Annotated in this window: 11 protein-coding genes; 9 read left to right on the top strand and 2 right to left on the bottom strand. The window is 69.6% G+C overall.

Annotated elements, in window-relative coordinates:
• Nucleotides 1-6 precede the first annotated feature (6 nt).
• Nucleotides 7-1,827: an Hsp70 family protein gene (locus tag RBB84_RS15595; RefSeq protein WP_064256586.1), complete on the bottom strand. Its 1,821-nt coding sequence runs from the start codon at nt 1,825-1,827 to the stop codon at nt 7-9.
• 264 nt (nt 1,828-2,091) lie between these two features.
• Here RBB84_RS15595 and RBB84_RS15590 point away from each other — a divergent pair, with 264 nt between their 5' ends.
• The 4 genes from RBB84_RS15590 to RBB84_RS15575 all read left to right on the top strand — a co-directional run bounded on the left by RBB84_RS15590 (nt 2,092) and on the right by RBB84_RS15575 (nt 8,325).
• Nucleotides 2,092-4,104, top strand: a complete 2,013-nt coding sequence (locus RBB84_RS15590; RefSeq protein WP_064256525.1) for an IniB N-terminal domain-containing protein — start codon at nt 2,092-2,094, stop codon at nt 4,102-4,104.
• Nucleotides 4,105-4,175: 71 nt separating this feature from the next.
• On the top strand, nt 4,176-5,993 hold the full coding sequence (locus RBB84_RS15585) for a dynamin family protein (RefSeq protein ID WP_024101924.1): 1,818 nt from the start codon (nt 4,176-4,178) through the stop codon (nt 5,991-5,993).
• Nucleotides 5,990-7,453 (top strand): dynamin family protein, encoded by a 1,464-nt coding sequence (locus tag RBB84_RS15580; protein WP_064256526.1) that lies wholly within the window; start codon nt 5,990-5,992, stop codon nt 7,451-7,453. Before RBB84_RS15585 ends, RBB84_RS15580 begins: the two co-directional genes overlap by 4 nt.
• A 95-nt stretch (nt 7,454-7,548) precedes the next feature.
• Complete coding sequence (locus tag RBB84_RS15575) at nt 7,549-8,325, top strand: MerR family transcriptional regulator (protein ID WP_024101923.1); 777 nt, start codon at nt 7,549-7,551, stop codon at nt 8,323-8,325.
• Between the two features lie 55 nt (nt 8,326-8,380).
• Here the strand turns inward: RBB84_RS15575 and RBB84_RS15570 are convergent, their stop codons facing one another.
• On the bottom strand, nt 8,381-9,292 hold the full coding sequence (locus RBB84_RS15570) for a hypothetical protein (protein ID WP_064256527.1): 912 nt from the start codon (nt 9,290-9,292) through the stop codon (nt 8,381-8,383).
• Between the two features lie 388 nt (nt 9,293-9,680).
• On the opposite strand from RBB84_RS15570, the gene dnaK reads away from it, so the two are divergent.
• The 5 genes from dnaK to RBB84_RS15545 all read left to right on the top strand — a co-directional run bounded on the left by dnaK (nt 9,681) and on the right by RBB84_RS15545 (nt 15,451).
• A complete protein-coding gene (dnaK, locus tag RBB84_RS15565) occupies nt 9,681-11,522 on the top strand; it encodes a molecular chaperone DnaK (protein WP_024101921.1) in 1,842 nt (613 codons plus the stop codon).
• The gene (gene grpE / locus RBB84_RS15560) at nt 11,519-12,163 is read left to right on the top strand and encodes a nucleotide exchange factor GrpE (RefSeq protein WP_024101920.1); all 645 of its coding nucleotides are present in this window, start codon (nt 11,519-11,521) and stop codon (nt 12,161-12,163) included. The genes dnaK and grpE overlap by 4 nt, the downstream gene beginning before the upstream one ends.
• Before the next feature lie 32 nt (nt 12,164-12,195).
• On the top strand, nt 12,196-13,368 hold the full coding sequence (gene dnaJ / locus RBB84_RS15555) for a molecular chaperone DnaJ (RefSeq protein ID WP_064061281.1): 1,173 nt from the start codon (nt 12,196-12,198) through the stop codon (nt 13,366-13,368).
• Nucleotides 13,368-13,772, top strand: a complete 405-nt coding sequence (locus tag RBB84_RS15550; protein WP_024101918.1) for a helix-turn-helix domain-containing protein — start codon at nt 13,368-13,370, stop codon at nt 13,770-13,772. Before dnaJ ends, RBB84_RS15550 begins: the two co-directional genes overlap by 1 nt.
• 143 nt (nt 13,773-13,915) lie before the next feature.
• The gene (locus RBB84_RS15545) at nt 13,916-15,451 is read left to right on the top strand and encodes an FAD-binding protein (RefSeq protein WP_350246247.1); all 1,536 of its coding nucleotides are present in this window, start codon (nt 13,916-13,918) and stop codon (nt 15,449-15,451) included.
• Nucleotides 15,452-15,485 lie beyond the last annotated feature (34 nt).

Genomic DNA, 15,485 nt, shown 5'->3' with positions numbered 1-15,485 from the left:
GATCGGTCAGCGTCCGGTTCCGAGCAGTCCGCCGACGACCTGCCCCGTGCCGTCGAGGACACCCCCGACCACGTTGCCGGTGCCGTCGAGCACCCCGCCGACGCCGTTACCGACACCCTCGACGACCGCACCGGCACCCTGACCTGCGCCGGACAGGGCGTCGCCGACGCCGCTGCCACCCGTGCTCGGCGGGGTCGGTTGCGGCGCAGGCTGAGGGGCGGGCGCCGGGGCCGGAGCAGGAGCGGGTTGCGGCGCAGGCTGGGGTGCCTGCGGGCTTTGACCGGGTGCTACCGGCGCGGGTGCGGTCGGGTCCGGCGCAGGTACAGCGCCGGTGGGTGCGGCGCCGGAAGCGGGCGTCGCGGCGACCGGGACAGCGGTCACGGTGCCGTCCGGTCCCTGCACCCCGATCGGGACGGTGGTTCCCGCCTCGGACGGCTGCGCGCCGGTCGTGCCGGGAACGGTCGTACCGGGGACGGTCGCGGTGGTGGTCGAGTTGCCGGCCACGACCTCGCTCGACGGACCCACCTCCGAACCGGGTGTCTCGGCCTCCGACGACAGGGTGCCGATCGCCAGTCCACCCCCGGCGAGGACGACGACGGCAGCGACAGCGGCACCCACCAGCGCGAACGAGCGGGCACGGGCGCGTGAGGGTGTGCCGGACCCGGTGTCGACGACCGCAGGCCGATGCGCGGCGGCGACCGGCGGCGCCTCAGCGGCGGGCACCACCGGGAGCGCGACGGTCTCGGGCTCGTCGTCGACGACAGGTGCAGGAGGCGCCATCGGCACCGCGGCAGTCGGGGCACCGTCCGCGGCTGCCGCAAGCGCGGCCCCATGCGCTGCGGTGAAGGCCGGTCGCGCCGACGAGACGATCGGCAGACCCAGCTCCGACGAGATCAGTTCGGCGACGAGCGGGGTGGACGAGCCACCACCGATCAGCAGTACGCGTCCGATGTCCGCACGATCGAGCCCGGCCCCGCGGATCGCGTCCTGCACCACGGCGAGCGACGCCCCGAGCGGTTCCCGGGCGAGTTCCTCGAACTCGCTGCGCACCAGACGCAGGTCGCAGTGCAGGCCGGGCAGCGCGACCGGCACCACCGTCTCGGTGTCGCTGGACAGTGCCTCCTTCGCCGCGCGGCACCGACCGCGGAAGTCGGCGAGTGCCGCGACGGTCGCGGAATCGAACGGATCGAGGCCGGTCGAGTCCCCGCCGAGCGTTTCCAGCAGATAGGTCGTGACGAGATGGTCGAAATGGTCGCCGGAGACGTCGTCGCTGCTCAACGGGCGGCCCAGCAGCATGGGATGGGCGCCGCCCTGCACGACGGTGACGTCGAGGCTGCGCGCACCGAGGTCGTAGACCACCGTCACGTCGTCTCCCAGCGGCCCGTGTGTGGCGTCGAGCCAGCGCACCGCCGCGATCGGTTCGGGGATCGTCCGTGCGGTCACACCGGCGCGGACGAGTGCCGCCTGTAAGGTCTCGACGGTGTGAGCCGACCACGCGGCGGGATGTGCCAGCATCGTCGGCACATCGGAGGTGCCGGTGCGGTACTGCAGGCAGGCCACGGTCGACGCGACGAGATCCTCACCGAGATAGGTGGAGCCGTCGTCGGCGAGGATGCCGACCGGATCGCCGACCCGGGCCGCATAGCCGGAGAACACCTGCGCACCGGGGGCCGGGGTACCGGCGCCGAGGACGAAGGCTCCGCCCTCGGGGAGGTGGAGTTCGGTGGGGACCGACAGAACGCTGGGATCGCCGGCTCGGGGCTGGTCGAGCACGGTGAGGGCCACCGAGTTGACCGCCCCGATCGTGACGCCGAGTCCTGAATACATGCACGCTCCCGTGTTCTGGGCGGACATCGGTCCGCGATCTCGTTCCACCGTTCGGTCTCGATGAGCCTGTCGTTCGCGCCGCGCGGCCCGTTAGCGCCCACGCCGCCACCGGCCCGATCGTAGGGACTGTCCCCTAACGACCCCCACGCCCCCGAACCCCGATCCCCTAACGGGTGACGGCGGACAGGGGGCCGCACCCCCTGTGCCCGCGACCGGCCGTTTCGTAGCGTCGTCCGTAGATCCCGACGACTCAGGAGACACGCGATGGCCACCAACGCCGTACTCGACTTCATCCTCAGCCTGTTCCGTGACGAGAAGGAACTCGCCCGGTACTGCAACAACCCCGAGGCCGTCCTCGCCGAAGCCGGATTGGACAGCGTGTGCCACGCCGACATCGTCGCCGTCGCCCCGCTCGTTGCGGACAGTGGTCTGTTCGCCGGAACCGCCGCCGAACTGACCGCAGCGCTGAACGGTGCGGCGAACGTCGGGGCGTCGATCGCAGGCACCGCCGCAGCCGGTCTGGGCGGAGCAGCGGGCCTCGGTGGCGCAGTGGGCCTCGGTGGCGCCGCCGGCCTGGGCCTCGGTGGCGCCGCCGGCCTGGGCCTCGGTGTCGGAGCAGGCCTCGGTGGGGGCCTGGGTCTCGGTGGTGGACTTAACCTCGGCGGCGGACTGGACCTCGGCGGGACCGTCGGCGCGCAGACCGGGATCGTCGTCGACCTCGGTGCGCAGCTCGGAGCGGCGCTCGAAGCCGGTGGCGAACTCGGCGCTTCCCTGGGTGCAGCGCTCGGTGGTGCTCTCGACGCAGGCCTCGAACTCGGCGGATCCTTCGACGTCGGAGGTGCCGTGGCCGGAGCGCTCGAAGGTGGGCTCGGCCTGGGCGTCGGTGCCGCTGCAGACCTGGCCGCGGCGATCGACGCGGCCGTCGAGGCCTCGGGCGGCCTCGGCGCAGATCTCGCCACGACCCTCGAAGGAGCCTTGGGCATCGGCGGCACCCTCGGCGCCGACATCGGGCTTGCCCTCGGTGGCCTGCTGGAATCGGCCGTCGACGTCGGCGGCACCTTCTCGACCGAACTCACCGCGGCCCTCGAGGGCGGCGCCGAACTCGGTGCCGCACTCGGCACGACCCTCGGTGGCGTTCTCGGCGTGGGCACGGAACTGACCGGCGCGCTCGGCACGAGCCTGGGCGGCGTCCTCGGTGGTGTGGCCGATCTCGGCGCCGGACTGGGAACCGACCTTTCCGCCGGTCTCGACGCCGGTGTGGGCGCGACGCTCGGCCTCGGTGCGTCCCTCTCGGCCCTGCTCGGAGCGGGCGGTGGAGCTGCGGCCGATCTCGGCGCCGCGCTGGGGACCGTCATCGAGAACAGCGCGCAGGGCGGTCTGCTCGGCGGTGTCGACCTCGACGCGGTCCTCTCGGGTGGCGGTGAGATCGACGCTGAGGCCGGGGCGGGCGTCGAACTCGGCACGCTGGTCGGCGGGGTGCTCGGAGGTGCGCTCGGCCTCGAGACCACCGCGGCCACCGAACTGTCGTCGGCGCTGAACGTCGCCATCGGCTCGACCACCGGTATCGGCGCGACCGTCGATTCGACCGTGCAGGCGGGGACGAACCTCGGATCGGATCTGTCGTCAGTCCTCGGCTCGACCTTCGCGACCGGCGGCTCGGCCGGCGCCGAGCTCGGCCTGCAACTCGGCAGTGCACTCGAGACGGCCGCAGGGTCGGCGTCCCTCGATGCGGGGGCCGATCTCGGCACGCAGCTCGCGTCGACGATCGGCGGCAGCCTCGACGCCGGTGCCGAAGCCACCGGTCAGCTCGGCTACGCCCTCGACGGCGCACTGGACGCGGCGGCGGAACTCGGGGCCGGAGTGAACGTGGGAGCGGACCTCGGCGCGGCGATCGGCTCGGGGATCGGCGCGGCCGGTGGACTGGGAACGTCCGTCGATCTGGGTGCGGCCACCGATTTCGAGAACGGGTTGGATCTCGGTGGTGCAGCAGACCTGGGCGCGGCTGCCGACCTCGGTGTCTCCGGCGGTCTGGAGAGCGCAGCCGACCTCGGTGCCGAGCTGTCCACGCAGGTGGGGACGGCCCTGTCGGGCGGGGTCGATACGGCCCTGTCGGGCGGTGCGGACAGCTGGGCATCGGTCGGCGAGGACGTCTTCGGCTCTGCCTCGGGAGCTGCGGGCTTGTTCGGCGAGGGTGGTCTCACCGCGACCTCCGGTCTCGGCGGCGACTCCTCTCTCGGCGCCACCGATTCCACCGAGCTCGACGAACTGCTGCCCTGACCCGCAGCGGTGCGGGCTCCGGGACATAATGTCCGGAGCCCGCACCGACGGAAGGCGAGTCGACGCAGCCCATGCAGCATTCACCGGATACGCAGCATCCATCCGATCCTTCGAGACGCCGAGCGCTCCTCGACCTGATCGACTCCGCGATCGCGCGATCTCGCAGCGCCGGGCGCAACGATCTCACCGACCGGTTGACGGCCGCCCGCACGAAGGTCTCCGACCCGCGACTGCGGGTGGTCGTCGTCGGGGGTCTGAACCAGGGCAAGAGCCGGTTCGTGAACGCTCTGCTCGGCCTCGAGGTGTGTTCCGTCGGCGACGACGAGACCACCGCGGTCCCCACGCTCGTGCAACACGGGCAGGAGCCGTCCGCCGAACTCGTCCCGACCGGTTCGGCGCCGCGCATCGCCGTGCCCTTCGACGACCTGCAGCAGGTCGCGCCGCGCAGCGCCGGCCGGGACGTCGACCGGCTCGAGGTGAGTGTGCCGAGTCCGCTGCTCGCCGACGGACTCGTGTTCGTCGACACCCCGGGTGTGGGAGGCCACGGAAATCCGCACACAGCAGCCACCTTGACGCTCCTGGCCACCGCGGATGCGGTCTTCGTCGTCTCGGATGCGAGTCAGGAGTTCACCGCACCGGAGATGTCGTTCCTGCGACAGGTGCAGACGTTGTGCCCGGCGTCGGCGGTGCTCGTCACCAAGACGGACGTGTATCCGCACTGGCGCGCGATCGTCGACGCCGACCGCGAGCACCTGCAGCGAGCGGGGATCGACCTGCCGCTGCTGCCCGTCTCGTCCCTGCTGCGCGAGTACGCCCTGCGCACCGAAGACGCCTCGCTGCAGCAGGAATCCGGCTTCGACGCGATCTACGACTTCCTGCGCGAACAGGTGGTCGCGCGCAACGCCGACTCGGCGCGACTGTCGGTGGCGCACGACGTGAAGACCGTCGTCGACCATCTCGCGCTCGGATGCGAGAGCGAACTCGCCGCCCTGCGCGACCCCGACTCCGGGAACGCCGCGATCGAGGACTTGCACCGGGCACGCGCCGCGACCGAGGCATTGCGGACGCGGGCGGCGCGGTGGCAGATCACGTTGTCGGACGGCATCGCCGATCTCGCGGCCGACATCGACCACGACCTGCGCGACCGGCTGCGCACGGTGACCCGCGACGCCGAAGCGTCCGTGGACGACTGTGATCCGGGCAAGGAATGGCCGCGGCTGGGGCAGTGGCTCGCCGAACAGGTCGCCGAATCCGTCGGTGACAACTTCGTGTGGGCGCACGAACGCGCCGAGGCGCTCGCAGGCAAGGTCGCCGAGCACTTCGCACTCGACGACGACTCCTTGCCGTCGTTGCATCTCGGCGACCTGTCGAGACTGCTCGAGCCCGTCGAGAACCTGTCCGATCTTGAATCGGGCCGGATCGGTATCGGTCAGAAGGTACTCGTCGGCATGAAGGGTTCTTACGGTGGCGTGCTGATGTTCGGTCTCGTCACCACCCTGATGGGGATGGCGCTCGTGAACCCGATCTCGGTGGGAGCCGGCGTCGTCCTGGGTACCAAGGCGTATCGCGACGACAAGCAGGTGCGGCTCGCCAAGCGCCGCGTCGACGCGAAGAGCGCGATCCGCGCCTTCACCGACGACGTGAGCTTCCAGGTAGGCAAGGAATCGAAGGACCGGCTCCGGCTCATCCAGCGTCAGTTGCGCGATCACTTCACCGAGATCGCAGAGCAGACACTACGTTCGCTCGACGAGTCGCTCGAAGCGGCCCGCCAGGCCGCGACCGTGCAGGAACAGGAACGCCGCCGTCGGATCGGTGAACTCGACACGCAGGTCGCGGAACTGGGCCGATTGCGCGAGCGCGCCGCGGAACTCGCGGGAGTGTCGGCGTGACCCCGACTCTCTCGCGCGCCCGCGACCTGCTCGACCGGGCACGCGCGTCGTACGGCGGGAACCCGGCCGTCGCGGACCGGCTCGACCACTGCGCCGCGCGACTCGATCAGCCGTTGCGGATCGCGCTCGCCGGATCGCTCAAGGCTGGCAAGTCGACCCTACTCAATGCGCTTGTAGGACAGGACATCGCGCCCACCGACGCGACGGAGTGCACGCGCGTCGTCACCTGGTACCGCAACGGACCCGTGCCGTCGGTGAACGCCTGGTACGACGGGAACCGCCGCATGCCGGTGCCCGTGCAGCGTCCCGACGGCCGTTTGACCTTCGACCTCGGCGAACTCACCGCCGACCGCGTCGACTTCATCGACGTCGAATGGCCGGCCAGCGCGCTGGCGCAGACCACCATCATCGACACCCCGGGCACGTCGTCGTTGTCGCAGGACGTGTCGGCGCGGACCCTGGCGCTGCTCACCCCGGAGGAATCGGCCTCCGGTGCCGACGCCGTCGTCTACCTGATGCGTTCGCTCGGAGCCGCCGACGTCGAGTTCCTCGAACGGATCGGCCGGCACGTCGGCGGGGGATCGGGACCGCTCGGCATCGTCGGGGTGGTATCGCGCGCCGACGAGGTCGGTGCGGGTCGTGCCGACGCGATGATGTCGGCGAAGCAGGTCGCGGCGAGGTTCACCGACGAACTCGAACGCACCGGACTGTGCCAGGCGGTCGTGCCGGTCGCCGGCTTGCTCGCCCTCGCCGCACGGACCCTGCGGCAGAACGAGTTCGCGGCCTTCGAGGCGCTCGCACAGGTGCCGGTGGAACAACTGCAGGTCGCGATGCTGTCGGCCGACCGTTTCGCGCGGCCCGACGTCGACCTGCCCGTCGACCCCGGGATGCGGGCGCGTCTCGTCGACCGGTTCGGTCTGTTCGGCATCCGCACCGCAGTGCTGCTCGTGCAGCTCGGCGCGCGCGATTCACCGTCCCTCGCCGCCGAACTCGTCGCGCGCAGCGGGCTCGACGAGCTGCGTCAGGTCATCGACGTGCAGTTCGGTCAGCGTGCCGATCAGCTCAAGACCCATTCGGCGCTGCTGGCGCTCGAGCGGGTGTTGCACGCGTGCGGCGACCACGAGCTGCTGGGAGCCGTGCGACGCGAACTGGCCGACGACCACGGCTTCGCCGAACTCCGCCTGCTGGGCAGACTGCGGTCGTCGTCGGTGTCACTGCCCGACGAGGAGGTCCAGGCGCTGCAGCGCGTGGTCGGTGGATCCGGGATCGGCGCCACCCGGCGCCTCGGTCTCGCCGACGACGCGTCACCTGCCGAGATCCGCGCTGCGGCCGTCGATGCGGTGCGGCACTGGCGATCCCGCGCCGAACATCCGCTGCTCGATCCGTTCACTGCGAAAGCCGCAGCGGTGGCAGCGCGCAGTGCGGAAGGGCTGGTCGCAGGAGCCGGCCGACAGATGTGAGCTGTAGCCGAACGATTCGGCTTGCACCTCACGTAACGTGAGGTCATAACGTCGATCGTGCCGGCGCACGGAGTGCCGGTGGAAGTGGGTGGACGATGCCGGCGACTGGTTCCGGGCAGCAGACACGTTCCGGACAGCACTGGAAGGTGGGGCGTCTCGCAGCGGAGACAGGCCTGACCGTGCGGACCCTGCATCACTACGACGACATAGGCCTCGTGCGGCCGTCGGGTCGGACGGCGTCGGGCCATCGGCTGTACGAGGAGTCGGACGTCGAGAGGCTGTACCAGGTGCTGGCGCTGCGTCAGCTCGGGCTGTCACTGGACGCGATCGCCACGGTCACCGACGGCGACACCTCGCTGTCGGAGATCCTCGACGCGCACCGTGCCTACCTGGACGATCAGCTCGCGGCGACCCGCACGCTGCGTGCGCAGGTCGAGATGCTCTCCCGCACGGTCCGAACGTCGCCGGATGCATCGGTCGCCGACTTCCTTCAAGTGATCCGAGGAGTGATCGAAGTGGACGACATGTTCGAAAGGTATTTCGACAAGGGACAGATCGCAGACCTCGCGGAACGACGCGCGATGCTGGGCGACGACGTCATCACGGCGGCAGAGACGTCGTGGCAGGAACTCATCCCGCGTGTCGACGCTGCGCTGAGTTCGGGGATGGATCCGGCCTGTTCGGAGGCCCAGGAGATGGCACGGCAATGGATGGATCTGCTCGAGCAGTTCCACGGCGGCGACGAGGGCCTACGCGACAGCCTCTACCGCATGCACGAGGACAACGCGCAGCAGATCGAGCAGGAGTTCTGCGGGCCGAGTCGCGAACACATCGAGTTCATCACGAAGGCGAACGAGGCGCGATCTACGTAAGCACAGGGACGGATGCTCGATGTCGTCATCGAGCATCCGTCCCCGTGTGGTGCACCTACCGTCGGCGGGCTCTGCCGGCGGCGCGAACCAGGCGGGCGTGGACGGCCTCGAAGCGGAACAGATCCGCCCACGTCCATCGCACGACCTCGAAGCCCAGTGCCCGGATCGCATCCTCCCGCAGCTTCTCGCGATGGACGGTCTCGGCCGTCGCGCCGGGCTCGTCCGAACCGTACTTGCTCCTTCCGTCGAATTCCCCGACCACGCCTTCGTCCTCCCAGAGGAAGTCGGGACGAGCGACGAATGCTCCGGAAGGGGTCCGCAGCTCGTGCTGCAGCTTCGGCGCCGGTAACCCCGCCGACCGGATCCGTAATCGGCTGAGCGACTCGCCGGGACTTTCGCTGCGACCGTCGAGGAAAGCAACGGTCCGCCGGGCAGCGGCGATCCCGTGCCGCATGCCGGACGATGCCAGCGCATCGAGGAGCAGGGGCGCGATATGGGGATGCGCCCGCAGCGCCGCGTCGCCGGCGATGACTGCCGAGTCCACCGACAGTGTTCGTGCCAGGTCGACAACCGTCCGCGCGACGGTCGTGGTGCGCAGACCCGCGACGACGCAGACCTCGTCGGGTTGATAGGTGCACCTGTGTACATGGAGGGTCGGGGTGCGGCGTCCGCTCGACGGCCGTTCGCGGCTGATGTGCACCGGGGAGAGGTCGACGTCCCAGAGAGGCAGGCCGTGCAGCACCGCAGCGGAGACATGGCTGACGACGTCGTCCGGGGTGATCCGTCCTTGTCGCGCCAGTACGCGCGCATGGTGCAGGGTGAGCGGGTCGACGTCCCCGCCACCGTCGACGTACACACCGCGTGTGACGTTCCGTAGCCGTCCCGAGCGGACGGCCTGACGGATCTCGTCCGAGGTCGTCCCGCCGGCCAGCAGGTCGGAGCGCAGAAGGAAGTTCGGTTCGTCCATGCAGCGAGGGTCGTGTACGGCGACGACGGACCCGGAGCATCGAAGCCCTCGACCCGACCACCTGTGGATCGACGGGGTCCCTGTGGACAACCCGTCCTTGCGCACCGGTGCGGACAGTGGCGCGTTGTCGACATCGGGTATCGGTCCCCGAATCGAGCAGATGCGACCGATCGAAGTGATGTGCGCCACCCTCGGAACAAAAGTCCACGACCTGCCGTTGGATGAGTCAGACAACTTGAGCGCATAAGACTCAACTTCACTTGACGGCGTGGACCGCTCGGGTGCAGGCTTGAGTCGACCGCGCTCACCTGAGCCGAACGGGCTCAGGTCGGGCATGGAACGTTTTCGCGGCGCGCACGCGTCGCGGCAGGAACATTGGAGGAAAATTATGGCTCGTGCGGTCGGCATCGACCTCGGAACCACCAACTCGGTCGTTTCCGTTCTGGAAGGCGGCGAGCCCGTTGTGGTCGCCAACGCCGAGGGGTCCCGCACCACCCCGTCCGTCGTCGCATTCGCGAAGAACGGTGAGGTTCTGGTGGGTCAGCCCGCCAAGAACCAGGCGGTCACCAACGTCGACCGCACCATCCGTTCGGTCAAGCGCCACATCGGCACGGACTGGACCGTGGCCATCGACGACAAGAAGTACACGCCGCAGGAGATCAGCGCCCGCACGCTGATGAAGCTCAAGCGCGACGCGGAGGCCTACCTCGGTGAGGACATCACCGACGCGGTCATCACCGTCCCGGCGTACTTCAACGACGCCCAGCGTCAGGCCACGAAGGAAGCCGGCACCATCGCCGGTCTCAACGTCCTGCGCATCGTCAACGAGCCCACCGCGGCTGCCCTCGCCTACGGTCTCGACAAGGGCGAGAAGGAGCAGACCATCCTGGTCTTCGACCTCGGTGGCGGCACCTTCGACGTCTCCCTCCTCGAGATCGGCGACGGCGTCGTCGAGGTCCGCGCGACCTCCGGCGACAACCACCTCGGTGGCGACGACTGGGACGAGCGCATCGTCAACTGGCTCGTCGACAAGTTCAAGGCACAGCACGGCGTCGACCTGACCAAGGACAAGATGGCCATGCAGCGTCTGCGTGAGGCTGCCGAGAAGGCCAAGATCGAGCTGTCGTCCTCGCAGTCGACCTCGATCAACCTGCCGTACATCACCGTCGACGCGGACAAGAACCCGCTGTTCCTCGACGAGCAGCTCACCCGCTCGGAGTTCCAGAAGATCACCGGCGACCTCCTCGAGCGCACCCGCGCTCCCTTCCAGCAGGTCGTCAAGGACGCCGGCATTTCCGTCGGCGACATCGACCACGTCGTGCTGGTCGGCGGCTCGACCCGTATGCCCGCCGTCACCGACCTGGTGCGCGAGCTGACCGGTGGCCGCGAGCCCAACAAGGGCGTGAACCCCGACGAGGTCGTCGCCGTGGGTGCAGCCCTGCAGGCCGGCGTCCTCAAGGGCGAGGTCAAGGACGTGCTGCTGCTCGACGTCACCCCGCTGTCGCTGGGTATCGAGACCAAGGGCGGCGTGATGACCAAGCTCATCGAGCGCAACACCACGATCCCCACCAAGCGGTCGGAGACCTTCACCACCGCCGACGACAACCAGCCGTCGGTGCAGATCCAGGTCTTCCAGGGCGAGCGTGAGATCGCGGCGCACAACAAGCTGCTCGGCTCGTTCGAGCTCGGCGGCATCGCGCCGGCTCCGCGTGGCGTCCCGCAGATCGAGGTGACCTTCGACATCGACGCCAACGGCATCGTCCACGTCACCGCCCGCGACAAGGGCACCGGCAAGGAGAACACGATCAAGATCCAGGAAGGCTCCGGCCTGTCCCAGGAGGAGATCGACCGGATGGTCAAGGACGCCGAGGCGCACGCCGAGGAGGACCGCAAGCGTCGCGAGGAGGCCGAGGTCCGCAACCAGGCCGAGTCGCTCGTGCACCAGACCGAGAAGTTCATCAAGGAGAACGAGGACAAGGTCCCGGCCGACGTCAAGGAGAAGGTCGAGGCTGCGATCAAGGAAGCCAACGACGCCCTCGCCGGCTCCGACATCAACGCGGTCAAGGCCGCCGTCGAGAAGCTCGCGACCGAGTCGCAGGCCCTCGGCCAGGCCATCTACGAGGCGCAGGGCGCCGAGGGTGCCGCTGCCGGTGACGGCGCGGCCGCAGGTGCCGACGACGTCGTCGACGCCGAGGTCGTCGACGAGCCGAACGATTCGGAGAAGAAGTGAGTGCCGACAAGCCCGAGCAGGAACCGGTGACCGTCACCGACAAGCGACGGATCGACCCTGAGACCTTCGAGGTGCGCGACCCCGCCGAGGAGCCGCGCGCCGAGGAGGGCGAGGTGATCGAGTCGGTTCCTGCGGAGGGCGACGCCGAGAAGGCCGAGCGGACCGAAGGACAGTCGCAGGAGGCGAAGGAACTCGCCGAGCGCACCGCCGACCTGCAGCGCGTGAGCGCGGAGTACGCGAACTACCGTCGCCGCGCCGAGGCGCAGCGCACGGCGATCGCGGAGGAGGCCAAGGCCTCCGTCGCGGCGAAGTTCCTCGACGTCCTCGACGACCTCGACCGGGCACGCGCCCACGGCGACCTGGAGACGGGTCCGCTGAAGGCACTGTCCGGCAAGCTGACCGGTGTGTTCGACAGTGTCGGACTCGTCGCGTTCGGTGAGGAAGGCGACGCCTTCGATCCCGAGTTGCACGAGGCCGTCCAGATGGAAGGCGACGGTCACCACCCGGTGCTCGGGACGGTGCTCCGCAAGGGTTACCGCTTCGGCGACCGCATCCTGCGGCACGCGATGGTGACGGTCACCGACGGCGATCCGGCGGACACGCCGGGTGACGCGCGGTCGGCGGAGCCGGGCACAGAGTAAGAACAAGAAAACGCGAGAGGAGGAGACGCCCGGTGAGCCAGCGGGAGTGGATCGAGAAGGATTTCTACAAGGACCTGGGCGTCTCCCCCGACGCAACGCAGGACGAGATCAAGAAGGCCTACCGGAAACTGGCGCGGGACCTGCATCCCGACGCCAACCCCGGTGACGCCAAGGCCGAGGAACGCTTCAAGGCCGTCAGCGAGGCCAACGCCGTCCTGTCGGATCCCGCCAAGCGCAAGGAATACGACGAGACCCGGCGCCTGTTCGCCTCCGGCGGCATGCCGGGTGGCTTCCGTCCCGGCGCCGGCGGATTCTCCGGTGGTACCGGAGCGACCTTCGACATCGGCGACCTGTTCGGCGGTGGCGGCGACGGTGGGCTCGGCGACCTCTTCGGTGGCCTGTTCAACCGCGCCGGTGGCGGCACTGCTTCCACCGCCGGCCGGTCGCGTCCGCGCCGCGGATCCGATGTCGAGACCGAGACGACGCTCGACTTCCGCGATGCCGTCCAGGGCGTCACGGTTCCCCTGCGGATGACCAGCCCGGCGCCGTGCACCACCTGCCACGGCAGCGGTGCCCAGCCGGGAACGAGCCCGCGGGTCTGTCCGAACTGCAACGGAAGCGGTGTGGTCTCCCGTAACCAGGGCGCCTTCGGATTCTCGGAACCGTGCGACGACTGCCGGGGCAGCGGATCGATCATCGACAACCCCTGCAGCGACTGCCGCGGTACCGGCGTGCAGAACCGCACCCGCACCATCACCGTGCGGGTCCCCGCAGGCATCAAGGACGGTTCGCGCATCCGCCTCGCCGGTCAGGGCGAGGCCGGTCTGCGCGGCGCCCCGTCCGGCGACCTGTTCGTGACGGTGCACGTCCGTCCCGACCGCGTGTTCGGGCGTGAGGGCGACGATCTGACCCTCGTGCTGCCCGTCAGCTACGGCGAACTCGTCCTCGGCGGCACCGTCTCGGTGCCGACCCTCGACGGCCGCGTCGGGCTGAAGATTCCGCCGGGAACGGCCGACGGCCGGGTCCTGCGGGTCCGCGGACGCGGCGTCCCCAAGCGCGGGGGCGGCGCCGGTGACCTTCTCGTCACGGTGAAGGTCGCGATCCCGCAGAATCTCGACGAGAAGGCGACGGAAGCGCTGCACAACTATCTTCGTGCAGAAGAGGCAAGCGGTTTCGATCCTCGAGAGGGATGGGCAGGTGCGTGATGAGCGAGACGAGAATGCCACGGAATCTGTCACCGGATCCCGATGCGCGCGTCTACGTCATCTCGGTGGCAGCAGAACTCGCCGGGATGCATGCGCAGACGCTGCGTAACTACGACCGGCTCGGACTCGTCACCCCGCACCGCACCAGCGGCGGCGGCCGCCGGTACTCGCCGCGCGACGTCGAACTGCTGCGCGAAGTGCAGCGCCTCTCCCAGGACGAAGGTGTCAACCTCGCCGGGATCAAACGGATCATAGAGCTGACCAACCAGGTCGAGGCACTGCAGCAGCGCGTCGCCGAACTCAACGCCGAGGTCGCCCAGTTGCGTTCGACACGCGGCGATCTGGTGCCCATTCCGCGCAGCAACGCCCTCGTCGTGTGGAAGCCGCGCAACAGGCGCGACTGACCGCACCGCGGTCGAGCGCGACTGATCCGCCGGATCGGTCGAGAACGAAAATCTCCCGCCCAGCGAGACGATCGCCCTGTGGAGCCTCGACGTCTGCCTAGTGTGGCGTGTTCCACACGAACGGTCGACGGAAGGCAACAGTCATGGCGGAGTGGGCGGAAGAATGCGACGTCCTCGTGGTGGGGTCGGGAGCCGGAGGGTGCTGCGGTGCGTACACCGCTGCGCGCGAAGGACTGTCGGTAATCCTCGTCGAGGCATCCGAGTACTTCGGCGGCACCACGGCGTACTCCGGGGGCGGCGGCGTCTGGTTCCCCACCAACGCGGTCCTGCAGCGTGCCGGTGACGACGACACCCTCGAGGACGCACTGACCTACTACCACGCGGTCGTCGGCGACCGCACCCCGCGCGAACTGCAGGAGGCGTATGTCCGCGGCGGCGCCCCGCTGATCGACTACCTCGAGTCCGACGACGATCTCGAATTCATGGTCTACCCGTGGCCCGACTACTTCGGCAAGGCGCCCAAGGCCCGTGCCCAGGGACGTCACATCGTCCCGTCGCCGCTGCCCATCGCCGCCGATCCCGAGCTCAACGAGTCGATCCGCGGCCCGCTCGGCCGCGAACGCAACGGCGAACCCCTGCCCGACATGCTCATCGGAGGTCGCGCGCTCGTCGGACGATTCCTCATCGCCCTGCGCAAGTACCCGAACGTGGAGCTGTACCGGAACACCCCGCTCGAAGAACTGATCGTCGAGGACGGTGTGGTCGTGGGCGCGGTCGTCGGGAACGACGGCGAGCGACGGGCGATCCGCGCGCGCAAGGGTGTCGTCCTCGCCGCCGGTGGCTTCGATCGGAACGACGAGATGCGCAGCAAGTACGGGGTGCCCGGCGCCGCGCGGGACTCGATGGGCCCGTGGTCGAATCTCGGCAAGGCCCACGAGGCGGGCATCGCCGTCGGCGCCGACGTTGACTTGATGGATCAGGCCTGGTGGTCGCCGGGACTGACCCACCCGGACGGACGTTCGGCGTTCGCGCTGTGCTTCACGGGCGGCATCTTCGTCGACCAGGACGGTGCGCGGTTCACCAACGAGTACGCACCCTACGACCGTCTGGGCCGCGACGTCATCGCCCGCATGGAGCGCGGCGAGATGACGTTGCCGTTCTGGATGATCTACGACGACCGGAACGGTGAGGTCCCACCGGTCGGGGCGACGAATGTGCCGCTCGTCGAAACCGAGAAGTACGTCGACGCGGGACTGTGGAGGACCGCCGACACCCTCGAGGAACTCGCCGAGCAGATCGGTGTGCCAGCCGAATCCCTGAAAGCGACCGTCGCGCGGTGGAACGACCTGGCCGCGAAGGGAGTCGACGAGGACTTCGGCCGCGGGGACGAGCCCTACGATCTCGCCTTCACCGGCGATGGGTCCGCGCTGGTCCCGATCGAACAGGGCCCCTTCCACGCGGCGCAGTTCGGCATCTCCGACCTCGGCACCAAGGGCGGTCTGCGGACCGACACCGTCGGGCGGGTGCTCGACAGCGAGGGTGCTCCGATCCCCGGCCTGTACGCGGCGGGCAACACGATGGCCGCACCGAGCGGCACCGTCTACCCCGGCGGCGGCAATCCGATCGGCGCGAGCGCACTGTTCGCGCACCTGTCCGTGATGGACGCAGCGGGACGCTGACACACAGAGGCAGGACGCCGACGCACATACGAAC

The organism is Rhodococcus sp. D-6, assembly GCF_040256695.1.
In the GTDB taxonomy this organism is placed as follows: Bacteria; Actinomycetota; Actinomycetes; order Mycobacteriales; family Mycobacteriaceae; genus Rhodococcus; species Rhodococcus pyridinivorans.
Note: the sequence above shows the minus strand (reverse complement) of the source record. Positions and strands in the feature narration are given on the sequence as shown.

Bases quoted from the DNA above. Each gene is read 5' to 3' on its own strand.
- RBB84_RS15585 (WP_024101924.1), top strand. From the start codon at position 4,176: ATGCAGCATTCACCGGATACGCAGCATCCATCCGATCCTTCGAGACGC.
- dnaK (WP_024101921.1), top strand. From the start codon at position 9,681: ATGGCTCGTGCGGTCGGCATCGACCTCGGAACCACCAACTCGGTCGTT.
- RBB84_RS15550 (WP_024101918.1), top strand. From the start codon at position 13,368: ATGAGCGAGACGAGAATGCCACGGAATCTGTCACCGGATCCCGATGCG.
- RBB84_RS15590 (WP_064256525.1), top strand. From the start codon at position 2,092: ATGGCCACCAACGCCGTACTCGACTTCATCCTCAGCCTGTTCCGTGAC.
- RBB84_RS15575 (WP_024101923.1), top strand. From the start codon at position 7,549: ATGCCGGCGACTGGTTCCGGGCAGCAGACACGTTCCGGACAGCACTGG.
- RBB84_RS15570 (WP_064256527.1), bottom strand. From the start codon at position 9,292: ATGGACGAACCGAACTTCCTTCTGCGCTCCGACCTGCTGGCCGGCGGG.
- RBB84_RS15595 (WP_064256586.1), bottom strand. From the start codon at position 1,827: ATGTATTCAGGACTCGGCGTCACGATCGGGGCGGTCAACTCGGTGGCC.
- RBB84_RS15545 (WP_350246247.1), top strand. From the start codon at position 13,916: ATGGCGGAGTGGGCGGAAGAATGCGACGTCCTCGTGGTGGGGTCGGGA.